Consider the following 17087-nt stretch of genomic DNA (forward strand, 5'->3'; position numbering starts at 1 on the left):
CGAAGAACAGTCCGGCGACGACCAGCCAGGCGACGGCGCCGAGGTCCGCGCGGGTCACGACTTCTTCCCCTTGGTCATCTCGAGAATCGGGGCGCCGACGTTCTCGAACCACTGCGCGGCACCGGGGACGTTGCGGAACCCGAGGACGAAGTCCTGGATCCGGTCGAGTCGCTCGGAGTACTCGGCGGCCTGGTCGGAGATGAAGTCGCCGCGGTCGATGGGAGTGTGGTCGACACCGTTTGCCTCGGCTCGGTCGGCGAGCTTGTGGAACACCTCGGCGATCTGCACGCTCTGTCCGGCGTCGTAGATGTACGACTTCCGTTCTTGCATCTGTTGAACGAGGAGCTGCTGCTGCTCGGGTGTGCCGCCGGCGTACGGCGATTCGGTGGAACGTGCGGACGCGAGGTTGACGGCCCCGATCGCCATCGATTCGAGCACCTCCGCCGCCTCGCGTAGGGAGCTGACTACACTTGTCACTGTTGATCTCCTTCGGGTGATGACGGGCTCGCGACTGGTACTCGCGGGCCTGTCGCTTTTTGTGGGGGTCTTGGGCGGCCGGGGCTGCTACCCGGCGAGGGGGTGCGCCGCCGGCCGCCGTTGCGCCCCGCGCCTGCCGTCTTCCCTCGGCGGCTGCAGGGCGGGTCTCTCAGTGGGGGCCGAAGTGGTACCAGCCGGAGCCGATTAGCGGGGATGCGGCGAGGCCGCCGATAATGAGCCCGCCCAGGATGAAATGCATTCGGAGGTCGCGAATCGTGTTGCGCACCTTTGTTTGTCCCTTCATGACGCGACTGTTTCGGTAGGGGGATTCTTCGACTGGAATCGGTGAGGCGCTGGACGAAGTTCCTTGCGCTGCGGCGCATTTGGGAACCAGTTGCGTAGCGTCGAATGCGAGATCGGGTAGCCGGTGATCAGGGTGACTTCGTCTGCGATGTGTCGCCATCCCGCACCTGCGCGCCGTCGAGTTGCTACGAATCCGGCCAGGCTTGTTCCGGTCAGTCGAGACTCGATGAGTTCTCGTGCTGCGGTTGCCATGCGCTAAATGTTGCCCAGCAACATTCGAATGTCAAACACACTCGGGCGGCGTTTCGCGTAGATGTGCAGGTCGCCACGTAAAGAAATGTTGCAGTCCGGAGTGTGTGTCGCTAGGATTCACAGCATGACTACAGCGGCAGAGCGTGTGTCGGGTTGGCGACCGACTGACACCTTGGAGAACCGGTTGCGGCTCGTCCGCGCAGAGAAGAAGCTGACGCAGCGCGCGGCCGCTGAGCTCATCGGAATCTCTGCACGTGAGTGGCAAAGCATGGAGGAGGGTCGAGCAGCTCGACGCGTCGACCTCAAGGTTGCGAAGATCGCCGAAAAAATGGGCGTAGATCGCGAGTGGCTGATGTGGGGCGGAAACCTCTACGCGGCGAGTGATGACGCCGAGGTCAATAATCGCCGGTAACTTCGCCTTCGGCAGCGTATGGCACTCTGACAGTCATGGCTGACCAACCCACGTCCCTCGTCCGGTACACCACCGACGCCGGCGCCGAGGTCGCAGTGCTGACCTTCGACCACGGCCCCCTCAACCTGTTCGACCAAGCGATGTTCGACGCCGTGGCGGCCGATGTCGCCGCCCTCGTCGCCGATCCGCCTCGCGCGGTCCTGCTGCGCGCCGAGGGCAAGGTCAACTCGGCCGGGGTGGACGTGCATGTCTTCGAGGGGCTGACCGCTCAGCAGGGCGCTGATCTGTGGCGCACGCTCTTCGCGCAGATCGCGCATCCGCTCGAGGCGTTGCCGTGCCCGGTCGTGTATGCCGCGCACGGCATGACTCTCACCGCGGCCTTCGAGATCTCTCTTGCCTGCGACATCATCGTGGCGTCGCCGAGAGCGAAGTTCGGACTGGTCGAGACCGTCGTCGGGCTCACGCCGTCCATGGGCGGCCCGCAGCGTCTCGCCGAGCGCGCCGGTTCCGGACGTGCGCGCGAGCTCGTGATGACGGGTGATCTCTACGACGCGGCAACCCTGAAGGAGTGGGGCGTCGTCAACAGCATCCACGACGATGTCGACGCCTATGCCCGTTCCCTGGTGGAGCGGTTGGCCGCCGGTCCGACGGTGGCTCACGCTGCCACCAAAAAGATTGTGGCAGCGTGGCGTTCGGGTGGTGTTGCTCATGCGGACGAGGTGACGTCGGACGTGTCGGGGGCGTTGTTCGAGACCGATGATCTTCGCGGGGCGGTTGCGAGTTTTCTCGAGAACGGCCCGGGTAAGGCGACGTACACAGGCAAGTAAGCTGGTTCCAATGACCACGTTGCCCCTCGCAGAATTGCACATGCACATCGAAGGGTCCTTGGAGCCTTCGCAGATCTTCGAGTTCGCCGAGCGGAACGGTATTGCGTTGCCGTACAGCGATATCGGCGAGTTGGAGGCGCTGTACGAGTTCACGGATCTGCAGTCGTTCCTGGATCTGTACTACGCGAACATGTCGGTGTTGCGGACGGCGGAGGATTTCGCCGATCTTGCGCGGGCGTACTTTCGTCGGGCTGCGGCGGGTGGTGTGACGCGGGCGGAGATCTTCTTCGATCCGCAGGCGCACACGGATCGGGGTGTTCCGTTGGAGGCTGTCGTCGAGGGGTTGGCCGAGGCGTCGGCGTCGAGCGAGCGGGAGTTCGGCGTCACGAGTGGGTTGATCGCGTCGATTCTGCGGGACAAGCCGGTGTTGCATGCGAACAAGCTGCTGGATGATCTGCTGGCGATGAAGGCGCCGATCATCGGTCTCGGTCTGGATTCCGCGGAGGCGGGGTTCCCGCCGTCTCTGTTCGTGGACGTGTTCGCCAAGGCCAGGGCCGAGGGTTTGCACGTGGTCGCGCACGCGGGCGAGGAAGGTCCGGCGGAGTACATCTGGGAGGCTCTGGATCTGCTGAAGGTCGAGCGGATCGATCACGGTGTGCGGTGCCTCGAGGATGATGCGTTGGTGAATCGTCTTGTGAACGAAGAGGTTCCGTTGACGGTGTGCCCACTGTCGAATGTTCGGCTCAAGGTGATTCCCGACCTGAAGGACCATCCGATTCGGCAGATGATCGAGCGTGGCCTGGTGGTTACCGTCAATTCCGACGATCCGGCGTACTTCGGCGGTTACGTGGACGACAACTTCGCTGCGCTCACCGAGCAGGTGGGTCTCACCGAGCGCGAACGAGAGATCCTGTACGACAATTCGATCAAGGCGTCCTTCATCTGACGGTGACGAACGCCTTCGGGTAGCCGGTGGCGCCGTCGGGAACGGTGTCGGCCGTCATCGAGGTCTGGATGTCGCCGTCGGCGTCGGTGGCTCGTGCACGGATGGTGTGGTCGCCCGGTGCCGCGTCCCACTGGTACGTCCACTGGCGCCAGGTGTCCGTCGAGTACTCCTCGGACAGTGTTGCGGCGACCCAGTTTCCGTCGTCGATCTGGACGTCGACGCCGGAGATTCCGGTGTGTTGGCGCCAGGCGACTCCGGCGATCACGACGGTGCCGGCGTCGACCGCGGCACCCGAGCGTGGGGTGTCGATACGTGATGCGGTCTTGATGGGTCCACGTTCGCCCCAGCCTCGGTCGGTCCAGTAGGCGCTGGCCTTGTCGAAGCGGGTGATCTCGAGGTCGGTCACCCACTTGGTCGCGGACACGTAGCCGTACAGCCCCGGGACGACGAGACGAGCCGGGTATCCGTGTTCCACGGGCAACGGTTGACCGTTCATGCCGACGGCGAGCAGCGCGTCCCTACCGTCGAGCAACACGTCCAGCGGCGTTCCGGCGGTGAAGGCGTCGTGGCTGGAGGACAGCACCATGTCCGCATCGTCGTGAATGCCGGCCTCCTCCAGGAAGTCTCGCAGCGGGTAGCCGATCCACGTCGCATTGCCGACGAGGTCACCGCCGACGATGTTGGACACGCACGTCAGCGTGACCGTCCGCTCCACCGCTTGCCTCGACATCAGGTCCTCGAACGTGATCTCGATTTCACGGTCGACCATCCCGTGGATGCGTAGTGACCAGTCCTCGGACGACACCTGCGGCACCACGAGTGCAGTGTCGATGCGGTAGAAGTCCTCGTTCGGGGTGATGTAGGACGCCAAGCCGTCGATCCGCAGGTCGGCGCCGTCGGGAATCGGGGTCTGCGGAGTCGGTACCGGGAGGCGGAAACCGAGCCGGTTGGCCGTGACATCGCGTGCGTGGCCGATCAACCGGCCTGCCGTTCCCGCGGCGACGGCAACCACACCTGCGGCGAGCGCGAGTCCGAGAAAGCTGCGCCGGGATACACCACCTGCGACCGGGTCCTTCGTTTTCAGGAGGGCGTTCAGGACGACGATGCCGGCTGCGACGCCGAGGATCGTCGGCAGCGCGGTGAGCGGGGTCGCGGTCGAGCGAGTGACCGCGGCGAGCACGCCGATCACGCCCAGGACACCGAAGAGCACGGCGCCGAGTGGCCGACGCAGCATGCCCGCTCCGGCTGCAATAGCAGCGATGACCAGTGCCATTCCGATGAAGAGGGCGGTCTTGTCGGCTGTGCCGAACGTGTCGATGGCCCATTCGCGTACGGCTTCGGGGGTGTTGTCGACGACGGCCGATCCGACGGCGAAGAAGGGCGATGCGTTCGGCCCGAACGGTACGGCGACGAGTTCACCGACGCCGAGAACAACTCCGGCAGCGATGATCCCGGCGAGTGGCTTTTCGATCATCACTCCAAGATAGGCGCCTCACATAGGGAGGGTGGTGCGCAGATACTCGTTGCCGAAGATACGGTCCGGGTCCATTCTGTTGCGCACCGCGACGAAGTCCTCGAACCGCGGATACATCTCGGCGAAATCGTCGGCGCGCATCGAGTGCAACTTGCCCCAGTGCGGGCGACCCCCGACGCTGCGGGCGATGGCTTCGACGGCATCGAAGTAGTCGCGATGATCACGGCGGTGGTACTGATGCACGGCGATGTAGGCGGTGCCGCGGCCGTAGGCGGTGGAGAGCCAGATGTCGTCGGAGGCTGCGAAGCGAACCTCGACGGGGAATGCGACGACCAATCCCGACGATCGTTGCCACCGATCGATTTCCCGTATCACCGACGCCACCGTGTCCGCGGGGACCGCGTATTCCATCTCGCGGAATTTGACGGTGCGCGTCGACGCGAACACCCGGTAGCTGCGATCGGTGAACTCGCGGGCGGACAGCGCCCGGGACGACAACGCGTTGACGCGCGGAATGGCCGACGGGAATCGCGTCACGGCGCGGTTGACCAGCTCGAATGCCCGGTTGGCGAGCAGGTCGTCGTCGACGAACGCCCGCAGGCGAGAGAGTGGCCTCGTGGCGTCACCGGGCACGCGCGTGTTCGTTTTGGTGAGTACGCGGTCGGTGTGCGGGAACCAGTAGAACTCGAAGTGGTCGGCGTCGTTCCACGCCTGAGAGTCGAGCGTTCCACCGAGCGTCGCGGGTGCTTCGGCAGCGTGCAGCACGTACGCGGGCTCGCATCGCAACGTCACCTTCGTGATGATTCCGAGAGCGCCGAGCCCGACGCGTGCGGCGTCGAACACGTCGGTTTCGGTCTCCCGGGAGCAGTGCACGATGCTGCCGTCGGCGGTCACCAGTTCCAGCGCGAGAACCTGAGTCGAGATGCCACCGAAGCGCTGTCCCGTCCCGTGAGTACCGGTCGAGAGTGCACCGGCGATCGATTGTTCGTCGATGTCGCCGAGGTTCGTCATCGCCAGACCCAGATCCCACAACGCGGCCGACAATGCGCGGAGGCGAGTGCCCGCGAGGACGGTGACGGCGGAACAACCGTCGGGCAAGGGATGTACGGACTCGATGCCCTGCATCAGGTCCAGGCTCATCTGCACCCCGTCGGTGACCGCGATGGATGTGAACGAGTGCCCGGCGCCGACGCACTTCACCGTCGCCCCGCGCTGCAGAGTCCGTATCACGTCCTGCACCGATCTCGGCCGCACCACATCCGCCGGATGTGCGACTTGGTTGCCTGCCCAGTTACGCCACTCGCGCCCCGTCATCGACCCACTATGGCACTCGAGGGAATCCGACCACCGGGTCCGACACGCGGGCCTACTATCGGACGCATGCAGACCCGGCTGCCCGTCGATGCTCGGCGTGCACACCTGGTCCACGCGGCGTTGAACCTAGCCGAACGGGTCGGTGTGGACGCGTTGACGGTCCGTGCCGTCGCCGAGGAGGCGTCGGTTCCCCGCGGAGCCGTCTACTACTGCTTCGAATCCAAGGAAGATCTGGTCATCGCCATGGGCGAGGGCTTGGTGGTCGATGTCACGGCGGCGCTGTTCACCGCGTTCGAGCATCCGAGTCACGTCGGCGGGGTGCGTGGGCTGCGGATGTTGGTGCACAGCGGTCTGACGGCGATCTGGCCACTCGTGGAGGAGACGGCCGATCGGCAATTGCTGTCCTACGAGATCAAGACGTATCTGCTTCGGCACCGCGCGCTCGGCTCGGAGGTCGCCGCGACCATCGCATCCGGTCAGTATCGGATTCGCGACACCGACACGTTCGCGTTCCTGGACAGGTGCGCGCGGATCACCGGCACCCGCTGGCTGGAGCCGACGTCGGCCGTCGCGCATTTCGGGATGGCCACGGTCGACGGGCTGATTCTGCGGTGGCTGGTCGACAGGGACGACATGGCAGTGATCACTGCACTCGACGATCTGTCCGGTGTCATCGCAGGCAAGGCCGTCGAAATCTGACGGGGAGGGCGATCGGTGGTTAGCTGACCGGGTGCCGACCGACCGTATGCCCTCTCTGAATCTTCTCGCCGACGCCACCGCGCATCTCGAGCCGCCGTTCGCCGTCGTCGATGCGGGGGCTCTGGACGCGAACGCTGCTGATCTTCGGCGGCGGGCGGGGTCGACGCCGATTCGTGTCGCCAGCAAGTCGGTCCGTTCCCGGGCGATTCTGGAGCGTGTGCTGGGTCCGAATCTCACTGCAGCACAGCAGTTCGAGGGAATCATGGCGTACTCGCCGGCCGAGGCGATCTGGTTGGCGAGGGCGGGGGCGGAGGACGTTCTGGTCGGGTATCCGACGGTGGACAGGGTCTCGTTGGAGGAGATCACCCGAGATCGGGTGCTGTCGGGGCGCATCACGCTGATGATCGACGATCCCGCCCATCTCGATGTGATTCGCGAGGCCGCCGGTTCGGATCGGCCTCGGCCGCGCGTGTGCATCGACGTCGACGCCTCGCTTCGTCTGGGGCCGATCCACCTCGGTGTCCGACGGTCACCGCTGCGGGAGCCTGCGCAGGTGGCGTCGTTCGCGAGGACGGCCAAGGACCGAGGATTCCGGGTTGTCGGTGTCATGTTCTACGAGGCGCAGATCGCGGGACTGCCGGATTCCAACGCGGTGGTCGAGCTGATGAAGAAGGCGTCGGCTGCAGAGTTGCGGACCCGCCGGTCGACGGTTGTCGACGCGGTCGTCGATGCCGTCGGCCCGCTGGAATTGGTCAACAGCGGTGGCACCGGGTCGCTCGAAGTCAGCTCCGCGGCGTCCTCGGTCACCGAGGTGACGGCCGGGTCGGGGTTGTTCGCGCCGACGTTGTTCGACCGCTACCGGGCATTCACGCCGGAGCCTGCGCTGTACTTCGTGTTGCCGGTCGTTCGTACGCCGACGCCGACGATCGCGACGGTGTTCGGTGGGGGATACGTCGCGTCGGGTCAGGCATCGAGGTCGCGTCTGCCCGCCCCGGTGGCGCTCTCCCGAACTGCGCAGGGAATCCTGCGGGGAGGGCTGAAGCTTCTGCGCAACGAAGGCGCCGGTGAGGTGCAGACTCCCGTCGCCACCAGCGGTGCGCGTATCGGTGATCGCATCTGGTTCCGTAACGCGAAGGCCGGAGAGCCGTGTGAGCGGGTCGATACGCTGCATGTCGTCGAGTCCGACGGCAGCGTCAGCGTGGTCCCGACGTACCGCGGCGAGGGCAAGAACTTCGGCTAGGCGCGTCGCCTCGGTCTGTGGAGCCGGGTCGTCTCGAACTATATGAACGCAAGTCGGGGCCGGGAAGGCATTAACTTAGCATTGCCTAATGCATCTGAAGAATGGGTTGTCTCGACGGTCGTTCATGGTCGGGAGTGTGTCCTTGCTGGGCTTGGCTGGGTGCGCTCGCGCAGAATCGTCGGTCACGCAGGACAGTTCGGAGTCCGCGGCGAGGGTGACCGTGCGAGGTGACGGATTCGAGTCGACAATTCCGCGAGACCCTGCTCGTGTCGTCGTGATGGAGGGTCGTGGCGACCTCGAGTTCGCTCTGCTCGCCGGGTATCCGCTTGTCGCAACGGGCAACACGGCCGCGCCGGGATCTCTTCCGGCCGGTCAGTACGACGGACGGATAGGGAGGGACGTGCAGTCCATCGGCGGTCCGGACGGTCCGAGCATCGAGGAAGTCTCAGCGCTCGCTCCCGATCTCATCGTGATGCGCGCCAACGGGTGGCGGCTGGACTGGTACGGCAACGAGCTGTTGTCGCAGGTTGCTCCCGTGCTGCCGGTCGAGGTGAACGAACCGGATTTCCGAGCGCAGATGTCGAGCCAGTTCGACGCTCTCGGGAGGGGATCGGACGCAGCGGTGCTGCTCGACGCCTACGATGCGACCGTCGCCGATGCGCGCTCCGAACTGGGAGACGCGTTGGTGGGCAGAAGGATTGCGTTGGTCACGAGCGAACCTGCCGCGAAGGGCTACGTCAACTTGTGGACCAATCAGATCGGCACCACCGTGGCCCGAGATCTCGGGTTGGACGTGCTGTACTTCGACCCCGCGGACGAGAAAGGCAATCAGCAGCTGTCGCTCGAGAACCTGTCCTCGCTGGCGGATGCGGACTACATCTTCCACCAGACGACGGACCCTGCGGTTGTCGGTGCGGCGGGAACATGGCAGGCGCTCCCTGCGGTCGCCGAGGGTAGGACCGCTGTGCTCGATCCTCGATTGAACAACGGGCTGGTCATCACCGCGTCGGCCATTGCCGACACGATCGCCGGTTCGATCGGCTCCTGGACGAGGGCGTCGTAGCGGCTGCTATTCGGTCAACGCCATGAACGCCCCGAGGGAGTCCAGGCCGTCGGGGGTGGCGGGGAGGTAGTGGGTGAGGGTTCGGGACTGGATGATCATTGCTGCCCATTGCCCGCGAGAGAGGGCCACGTTCAACCGGTTTCGGGACAGCAGAAATCCCGCTCCGCGGGGTGAGTCACCGAGGTTGGACGCGGTCATCGACAGGAGGGCGACTGCGGCTTGTCTGCCTTGGAACTTGTCGACGGTTCCGACGAGGACGTCGGCCAGTCCGGCGCGGTCCAATGACTCTCGGATGCAGGCGACCTGGGCGTTGTACGGGGCGACGACGATGAAGTCGGTCGGCTCGAGTGCGCGGGGGCCGGAGTGCGTGTCGGGGTTGGTCCACGGCAGGCCGACCATCTTCTCGATCTGTCGACGAACTTCTTCTGCTTCTTCGGGCGATTCGGTGGTTCTGGCGTCGTGGTCGATGGTCACCGTGTGCAGTCCGGGTCGCAGGCCGTCCAGGACGCGTCGGGACGTGGCGTCCTCGTTGGAGAACAGTTTGTTCTCGTAGGACAACGCGGAGACCGGTGCGCACAGGTCGGGGTGCATGCGCCAGGTGCGGCTGAGGAAGTAGCCGCGGTCGGCGGGAAGTGCACCATGCCCGGCGGCGAGCCATCCGAGCGCGGACTCGTCGACGGGCTCCGGATGTGTTCCTTGGCTGACCTGGGGGAGTTGCTGAGGGTCGCCCAGTAGCAACAGGTTTCGTGCGGACCCTGCGACGGCGATGGTGTTGGCCAGGGAGAATTGTCCGGCTTCGTCGACGACGAGCAGGTCGAGCGATCCGGGGACGACGCGGGTGGTGTGCGAGAAATCCCAGGCGGTTCCGCCGACGACGCAACCCTCCGCTGCGTCGGCCACGAAGGACGGGTACTTGCCCTCCTCGAGCTCGGTCACGCCGTCGGGCGCCTTCTTCTTGCCGACGAGCTGTTCGGGGACCCCGGCGCGGACGATCCCGTCGAGCAGGTTGTCCACCACAGAATGTGACTGTGCGACAACGCCGATACGCCAGTGGTGATCGCGGACGAGCGAGGAGATGACCGCGGCCGCGGTGTAGGTCTTGCCGGTTCCGGGTGGTCCTTGCACGGCGAGGTACGAGTTGTCGAGATCGGTCAGTGCGCCGAGGATCGCGCCGATGTAGTCGCTGCCGACGACGGCGGGAAGCCCGGAGCCGGACCGCGTGCGAGGAGCCGACCGTGATGTCAGATCGGCGACTGCCGTTGCAGGGAGGTCGGGCAACGATGCCGCGAGTTCCTCGGCGGCAGTGACGATCGCCGCTTCGATGCTGACCGTGGGGATGGGTGAGACCGGCGCTGCGGCCATCGGCAGCGCCGACCACGGGTCCGCGCCTGCTGTCAGCTTCTCCTCGATCACGACGACGTCGTCCTCGGCCTCGACCAGGTCGCCTCGGCTGCACGCCCGGTACGACGGGTGAGGCTGTTCCAGGCCGTCGGGTGCGGGTGTGTCGTAGAGCAACCGGACCGACTTCTCGACGCTTCCCGCGCCCGTCAGTCTCAGTCGCCGTCTCAGCAACTTCTGCCGCGGCGTGGTCTTCGCCCATTCGCTCTCGGCTTCCGCCGAGTCGACGGTGAACACTCCCGGGGCGTCGGCCCACTCGTCGACGGGGCTCTGCAACCGGTCGAAGTGTGCCCACCAGAACGGCTTTCGTTCGCGTCGGTGGTATCCGATGGATCCGCCGTAGAGTGCGACGGCGTGCTGAAGATCGGACCTGTCGCCGGTGAGTCCGGCGAATTCGCGGAGCGATTCTTCCAGCGGGGTGGCTTCTTCCTCGGTGTCGGCGCCGATGTCCGCCGCGTGGCGGGGTGGGATTCCTGCGTCGGAAGCCCTCTCCAGCAGCCAGTCTCGTAGTTTCAGAGTGGAATCACAGTCGTAGCGGTTGTAGTCGGCGATCTCGTTCAGTAGTGCATCGGCTTCCTCGGTCCTGCCCTCGTCTCGGAGGTCGCACCAGTTGGCGTACTCGACGATCGACGCCGCGGCGTTGGTGACGTCGCCGTCGCGACCCGCGGGCATGTAGAGGGGTTCGAGTTTCTTGATGCTGTAGGAGCGTTCGCCGATGCGTAGCGATGCTCGTACGACGGGGTAGAGGTCGACGAGCACGTTGTCGCGGAGGAGGTCGTCGACGACCTCCTCGCCGACGCCGTATCGCCCGGCGAGCCTGAGCAGCGCGGTCTTCTCGTAGGCGGCGTAGTGGTAGACGTGCATGCCGGGAAATTGTTTCCGGCGTTCGACGACGTAGGCGAGGAAGTCGATCAGGGCCTGGCGTTCCTGTACGCGGTCGTGCGCCCACAACGGAAGAAACTGCCCGTCGGTGTCGAGAACGCCGAACAGATATTCCAGGCCCCACTCGGTGGATCCTGCCGGGAGTGCAGCCCGCGGATCGGCTCCTGAGGTTGGTTCTGCCCAGAGTGGGTCGCCTTCGAAGTCGAAGAAGATGTCGCCGGGATTCGGTTCGGGGATGGCGCCGAGCGCGTCGGCGTCGAAGATCTCGTACTCTGTTCTGCCGCTTGCGGACTGGGTGATCTGCAGACCTGCTTGCGCGCGCAGGTTGCCGAGGATGCGAGCCGAGATGCCGTCGATCGGGCCGTCGCCGGATGCCAGTTGGACGGTTGTGGTGACGTCGGCGTCGTGCAGATGCGCTCGGTGACCTCCGGTCAATCCGGCGACGAGGAGGAGGTCGTCCCGTGCGACGACTTGCTCGTCGCACATCTCGCAGCGCCCGCACTTGGTGAAGCGCGGGTCGGCCCAGTCGACGGCGTCGCCGTCGCGCACGTGTTCGTCGAGGATGTCTTCGAGGTGGGCACGTTGGCGACGGTAGATCGGGAGTAGGTTCCGCCTGGCGTGGTCGGTGGTCGTTCCGTCGCCCAGCATGAGGTGCAGGGTGTCGGCGACATCGATTCCGCTCGATCCGAGTGCGTCGGCGTAGGCGGCGAGCTGCAGTAGTGCCGGGACGCGTGCGTGGCGGGACAGCTTGGTGTCGTACACGGAGTACCCCGCGTCCTCCTTGACGAGGAAGTCGCAGAATCCGAGGAACCGGCCGTCGAAGAATGTCGCCTGGTACAGGACGTCGTACCCCCACAGCGCGGTTTCGATGGTGGCGGCGTGCGCGTCGGCGAGGCCCTGCATGGTTCGTTCGGGGCGCGGCATGATGGACACGCCCGCGCCGAACCGTTTCCGGAACGCGTCGAGTTGGCGTCGTTCGTGGGCGAATCCGAGTTCCGACGTGCGTTCCAGCATCGGGTCGGGTGCGGTGGGGACCGGCTTCGTCCGGCCGAGTTTGGTGTCGAGGGTGCGCAGCAATGCGTATTCGCATTCGGCTGCGGCCGACAGGTCGCTGGCGCTGTAGATGACCTGATCACCGAGTACGAACACGCGCCCAACTGTAGGTGAATGCAGCGACAGGTCCGTCGAGAAGGCAAAATAGTCGAATGCCGTTTTTCGAAGGAGTCACCGGGGCCGTGCACTATCGGTCCTGGACCACGCCGCATCCCCGTCTCGTACTGGTGTTTCTGCACGGCTTGGGCCAGAACAGCGGCAATTATCATCGGTTCGCCCGCGTCATGAACACCGAGAACATCGACGTGTGGGCGGTCGATCACGTCGGTCACGGGCTGACCGAGGGCGAGTTGTCCGACGCGTCGCAGATCACCGGTCTTGCCGACAATGCCCTGCAGCTCGCGGACATCGCACGCTCCGAGCGTTCGGGTGTCCCGGTCGCGCTGATGGGCCACTCGCTCGGTGCCGCGACGGCAATCTCTGCGCTCGGAAAGAACCCGGACGGTTTCGCGTCGGTCGTACTGTGCGGAACTCCCAAGTCGACGACGGGCAAGCCGACCGATCTGAGCGATTCCACCTTGCCGCTGCTGGCGATGCACGGTGTCGACGACCGCATGGCGCCCATCGACGCAGTCCGGTCGTGGATCCCGAACGTGCCGGGCGCCCGCCTTCGTGAATTCGAGGACGCGGGCCACGATCTACTGCACGAGAAGGTTCACCGGACGGTTTCGCTCGAAGCCGCGGAGTTCCTCCTGACACACGTGTGACGGGCGGCCCGGTCCGGGTCCGCCCGCCACACGCAGAAACTGTCTACTTGGCGTAGATCGACTCGATCTCCGAGCCGCGCTCCTGGTGGATGATGTTCCGCTTGAGCTTCATCGTTGGGGTCAGTTCTCCCGATTCGACGGTGAAGTCCTGCTCCAGGATCTTGTACTTCTTGATCTGCTCGGCGTTGGACACCTTCTTGTTGGCGTCGGCGACGGCCTTGTCGATCTCGGCGACCAAGTCGGGGTGCTTCTTCAGGTCCTCGAACGAGATGTCGGTGAGGTTGTGCCGTTCCTTCCACCCGGGCAGGGCTTCGGGATCCAGGGTGAGAAGCGCGCCGATGAACGGCTTGGCGTCTCCGACGACGAGGGTCTGGCTGATCAGGGCGTGTGCGCGCAGTGCGTCCTCGAGCACGGCAGGTGCGACGTTCTTGCCGCCGGCCGTGACGATGATTTCCTTCTTGCGGCCGGTGATGGAGACGTATCCGTCCTGGTCGATGGCACCGAGGTCGCCGGTGTGGAACCACCCGTCAACGATGGACTCCGCAGTCGCCTTCTCGTTGTGCCAGTAGCCACCGAAGACGACCGGGCCCTTGAGCAACAGTTCGCCGTCCTCGGCGATCTTGGCGGCGTGGCCGTTGAGCGGTTTGCCGACGCTGCCGATGCGCTGCTCGGCGGTGGTGTTTACGGTGATGGCCGCGCTGGTCTCGGTGAGGCCGTAGCCCTCGTAGACGGGGATTCCCACGCCGCGGAAGAAGTGACCGAGGCGTGCGCCGAGGGGAGCGCCGCCGGAGATCGCGCGGTCGCAGTTGCCGCCGAGTGCTGCGCGCAGCTTGGAATAGACGAGCTTGTCGAACACGGTGTGCTTGATGTTCAGGAGCAGTCCGGCGCCGCCCTTGTCCTGGGCTTCGCTCCACTCGATCGCGGTGGCCGCGGCCTTGTCGAAGATGCCGCCCTTGCCGCCGTCGTGTGCCTTCTGTTTGGCCGAGTTGTAGACCTTCTCGAACACACGCGGGACGGACAGGATGAAGTCCGGCTTGAACGTCGCGAACTGGTCGAGCAGCGTGGTGATGTCCGAGGTGTGGCCGATAGTGGCCTTCGACTCGAATGCGCCGAAGGAGACAGCGCGTGCGAACACGTGCGCCATCGGCAGGAACATCAGGGTGCGGTTGCCCTCCTTCATCGAATCGTGCAGAGCGAGCTGTGTGGCCTGCACCTCGGCGTAGAAGTTGGCGTGCGTCAGCTGGACACCCTTGGGGCGACCGGTCGTTCCGGAGGTGTAGATCAGCGTTGCGGGCGCCGACGCCTTCACCTGGTGACGCCTGGTGTCGAGGTCCTCGTCGCTGATCCCTGCACCGCGGGTGGTCAGTTCGTCGATGGCGCCTGCGTCGATCTGCAGCACCTCGCGCAGGTCTGCTGCGCCTTCGGTGACCTCCTTCAGTGCCTCGGCATGTGCGGGAGTCTCGAGAATCAGCAGTTTGGTGGCGGAGTCCTCGAGGATCCACTGAGCCTGATCGGCTGCGGAGGTCTCGTAGATCGCGACGGTGCAGCCGCCTGCGGTCCAGATGGCGTAGTCGAGGACGACCCACTCGTAGCGGGTTGCCGACAGGATCGCGACGCGGTCGCCCAGCTCGACGCCGGAGGCGATCAGGCCCTTGGCGACGGCCTTGACCTCCTTGGCGAACTGCGCTGCGGTGACGTCGGTCCAGGTTCCGCCGACGAGACGCTGGAACGGTACGAGGTTCGGGGACTCCTTCTCGTACCGGAAAACGGTATCGGCCATCGAAGCATCGTCGGGAATGGTGAATGACGCCGGCACAGAATATTCGCGCACTGTAGGACCCCTCCGGGAAAATGACGTAACAGGTGTGCATTTCATCACATTCGGGGCCGTGTTGCACTACCGAGGGTGTCCGGTTTGCGAATTTTTCCGACCAGTCGTGTGGAGTTAGGTGTGACTCGCAGTGCACAATAACTGTTGCGACCGTCGATTTCGACAGCGAGTGTCGCCTCGGTCACCACGACACCGACGATGCTGGTCGGCGGGACGGGGCGTGGGAGGTGACGTCGACCGCTGATTTGCGACACTCGTCTGTCCGAGTCCGTGACAGGGACTAAGCTCGGCTGTATATGAGCACAATCGACTACTTGTTCAACACTGCCGAATCAGGATGCCGCTGTGACGACTGACGAGTCCACTTCGAGCGGGTCGGCATCGGCGTCCTCCGAAGCGACCCCCTCCGCCGAGTCCCCTTCCGAGTCTCCCACCACCACGTTCGCCGATCTGGGTATCGACGAGCGCGTGCTGAAGGCTCTGCATGCCGTGGGCTACGAGAGTCCGTCGCCGATTCAGGCGGCGACGATTCCGCCGTTGATGAACGGCAGCGACGTCGTCGGCCTCGCGCAGACCGGCACCGGTAAGACCGCCGCGTTCGCCGTGCCGATCCTGTCGCGTCTGGACGTAGAGCGGCGTGTTCCGCAGGCGCTCGTCCTGGCGCCGACGCGTGAGCTGGCGCTGCAGGTGGCCGAGGCGTTCGGCAAGTACGCGGCCAACATTCCGGGCCTGCACATTCTTCCGATCTACGGCGGCCAGGCCTACGGTATCCAGCTGTCCGGGTTGCGCAAGGGCGCGCAGATCATCGTCGGAACGCCCGGTCGTGTCATCGACCACCTGGAGAAGGGGACGCTCGATCTGTCGCATCTCGAGTATCTGGTGCTCGACGAGGCCGACGAGATGCTCAAGATGGGCTTCCAGGAGGACGTCGAGCGCATTCTCTCGGACACTCCGGAGTACAAGCAGGTTGCGCTGTTCTCCGCGACGATGCCGCCTGCCATTCGCAAGATCTCCAAGCAGTACCTGCACGATCCGGTGGAGATCACCGTCAAGACCAAGACGTCGACGGCACCGAACATCACCCAGCGGTACGTCCAGGTGGCGCATCAGCGCAAGCTCGAGGCACTCACTCGCATCTTCGAGGTCGAAGAGTTCGAGGCGATGATCATGTTCGTCCGTACCAAGCAGGCCACCGAGGAACTCGCGGAGAAACTGCGGGCCAGGGGCTTCTCGGCAGCGGCCATCAACGGTGACATCGTCCAGGCTCAGCGTGAGCGCACCATCGGTCAGCTCAAGAACGGCACCATCGACGTTCTGGTCGCGACCGATGTCGCGGCACGCGGACTCGACGTCGACCGAATTTCGCACGTCATCAACTACGACATTCCGCACGACACCGAGTCCTACGTGCACCGCATCGGTCGCACCGGGCGAGCGGGACGTGCAGGCGAGGCGCTGCTGTTCGTCGCACCGCGGGAGCGTCACCTGCTCAAGGCGATCGAACGTGCGACGCGTCAGCCGATCACCGAGATCCAGTTGCCGAGCGTCGACGACGTCAATGCCCAACGTGTCACGAAGTTCGGCGACTCCATCACCGAGAGCCTGAACTCGCCGAACCTGAGTTTGTTCCGCAAGCTCATCGAGGATTACGAGCGTGAGCACGACGTCCCGTTGGCGGACATCGCAGCGGCTCTGGCCGTTCAATCCCGTGACGGCGAGGAGTTCCTGCTCAAGCCCGAGCCTCCTGCCCCGCCGCGCGCACCTCGCGAGAAGCGCGAGCCGCGGCCGGCGCGGACGTTCGACGACGATGCCGCAAGCTCGCACCACCGCAAGACCGGCCAGGCGATGGCGACGTACCGCATCGCCGTCGGCAAGCGTCATCACGTCGCTCCCGGTGCCATCGTCGGTGCCATCGCCAACGAGGGTGGGCTCCGGCGCTCGGACTTCGGGCACATCAGCATTCGTCCCGATCACTCGCTCGTCGAGCTGCCCGCCGATCTCGCCGACGAGACGGTCGAGGCGTTGCGGCGCACCAGGATCAGCGGTGTGTTGATTCAGCTTCAGCCTGATTCGGGTCCTCCCGGTGGCCGCGGTGGCCCCCGCGGCGGCGGCAAGTTCAAGGGCCGTCGTCCCCGGGACTGACACGAGC

15 protein-coding genes are annotated in these 17087 nt (G+C 65.2%); 8 read left to right on the plus strand and 7 right to left on the minus strand.

Features of this window, described 5'->3' with window-relative positions; translation table 11 throughout:
* Positions 1 to 54: 54 nt before the first annotated feature.
* From CH289_RS16180 to CH289_RS16185, 3 genes are all read right to left on the minus strand, one after another.
* Positions 55 to 477, minus strand: coding sequence for a hypothetical protein (locus CH289_RS16180; protein WP_143545089.1), 423 nt, complete (start codon positions 475 to 477; stop codon positions 55 to 57).
* 169 nt (positions 478 to 646) lie between these two features.
* Positions 647 to 781, minus strand: coding sequence for a hypothetical protein (locus CH289_RS28760; protein WP_256977259.1), 135 nt, complete (start codon positions 779 to 781; stop codon positions 647 to 649).
* Entirely contained in the window at positions 778 to 1032 is a 255-nt protein-coding gene (locus CH289_RS16185) for a hypothetical protein (protein WP_037182521.1), read from the minus strand. Before CH289_RS16185 ends, CH289_RS28760 begins: the two co-directional genes overlap by 4 nt.
* Positions 1033 to 1156: 124 nt before the next feature.
* Between CH289_RS16185 and CH289_RS16190 the strand changes: the two genes are divergently transcribed.
* Genes CH289_RS16190 through CH289_RS16200 form a run of 3 tightly spaced genes read left to right on the plus strand, consistent with a single transcriptional unit; the run spans position 1157 to position 3217 of the window.
* Positions 1157 to 1444, plus strand: a complete 288-nt coding sequence (locus CH289_RS16190; protein ID WP_080738103.1) for a helix-turn-helix domain-containing protein — start codon at positions 1157 to 1159, stop codon at positions 1442 to 1444.
* Between the two features lie 35 nt (positions 1445 to 1479).
* A complete protein-coding gene (locus tag CH289_RS16195) occupies positions 1480 to 2271 on the plus strand; it encodes an enoyl-CoA hydratase/isomerase family protein (RefSeq protein ID WP_094728167.1) in 792 nt (263 codons plus the stop codon).
* A gap of 10 nt (positions 2272 to 2281) precedes the next feature.
* Entirely contained in the window at positions 2282 to 3217 is a 936-nt protein-coding gene (locus tag CH289_RS16200; protein WP_037182517.1) for an adenosine deaminase, read from the plus strand.
* Here CH289_RS16200 and CH289_RS16205 read toward each other — a convergent pair.
* Positions 3210 to 4691, minus strand: a complete 1482-nt coding sequence (locus CH289_RS16205) for a molybdopterin-dependent oxidoreductase (protein WP_019665335.1) — start codon at positions 4689 to 4691, stop codon at positions 3210 to 3212. The genes CH289_RS16200 and CH289_RS16205 overlap by 8 nt on opposite strands.
* Before the next feature lie 18 nt (positions 4692 to 4709).
* Positions 4710 to 6005 carry a D-arabinono-1,4-lactone oxidase gene (locus tag CH289_RS16210; protein WP_019665334.1) on the minus strand — a complete coding sequence of 432 codons (1296 nt, stop codon included), beginning with the start codon at positions 6003 to 6005 and terminating at the stop codon, positions 4710 to 4712.
* 66 nt (positions 6006 to 6071) lie between these two features.
* Here CH289_RS16210 and CH289_RS16215 point away from each other — a divergent pair, with 66 nt between their 5' ends.
* From CH289_RS16215 to CH289_RS16225, 3 genes are all read left to right on the plus strand, one after another.
* A complete protein-coding gene (locus CH289_RS16215; protein WP_019665333.1) occupies positions 6072 to 6704 on the plus strand; it encodes a TetR/AcrR family transcriptional regulator in 633 nt (210 codons plus the stop codon).
* A 46-nt stretch (positions 6705 to 6750) separates the two neighbouring features.
* A complete protein-coding gene (locus CH289_RS16220; RefSeq protein WP_170949159.1) occupies positions 6751 to 7944 on the plus strand; it encodes an alanine racemase in 1194 nt (397 codons plus the stop codon).
* 88 nt (positions 7945 to 8032) lie between these two features.
* Positions 8033 to 9007 (plus strand): ABC transporter substrate-binding protein, encoded by a 975-nt coding sequence (locus CH289_RS16225; protein ID WP_230595619.1) that lies wholly within the window; start codon positions 8033 to 8035, stop codon positions 9005 to 9007.
* 6 nt (positions 9008 to 9013) lie between these two features.
* Here CH289_RS16225 and CH289_RS16230 read toward each other — a convergent pair whose 3' ends face one another.
* The gene (locus tag CH289_RS16230; RefSeq protein WP_094728168.1) at positions 9014 to 12436 is read right to left on the minus strand and encodes a TM0106 family RecB-like putative nuclease; all 3423 of its coding nucleotides are present in this window, start codon (positions 12434 to 12436) and stop codon (positions 9014 to 9016) included.
* 56 nt (positions 12437 to 12492) lie between these two features.
* Between CH289_RS16230 and CH289_RS16235 the strand changes: the two genes are divergently transcribed.
* Entirely contained in the window at positions 12493 to 13107 is a 615-nt protein-coding gene (locus CH289_RS16235; RefSeq protein ID WP_020113087.1) for an alpha/beta hydrolase, read from the plus strand.
* A gap of 43 nt (positions 13108 to 13150) precedes the next feature.
* Here CH289_RS16235 and CH289_RS16240 read toward each other — a convergent pair whose 3' ends face one another.
* Positions 13151 to 14938 carry an AMP-dependent synthetase/ligase gene (locus CH289_RS16240; protein WP_027499048.1) on the minus strand — a complete coding sequence of 596 codons (1788 nt, stop codon included), beginning with the start codon at positions 14936 to 14938 and terminating at the stop codon, positions 13151 to 13153.
* Positions 14939 to 15388: 450 nt separating this feature from the next.
* Here CH289_RS16240 and CH289_RS16250 point away from each other — a divergent pair, with 450 nt between their 5' ends.
* Positions 15389 to 17080, plus strand: a complete 1692-nt coding sequence (locus CH289_RS16250) for a DEAD/DEAH box helicase (RefSeq protein ID WP_170945279.1) — start codon at positions 15389 to 15391, stop codon at positions 17078 to 17080.
* Positions 17081 to 17087: the final 7 nt, after the last annotated feature.

The sequence above is a fragment of the Rhodococcus sp. RS1C4 genome, assembly GCF_002258225.1.
GTDB lineage: Bacteria > Actinomycetota > Actinomycetes > Mycobacteriales > Mycobacteriaceae > Rhodococcoides > Rhodococcoides fascians_E.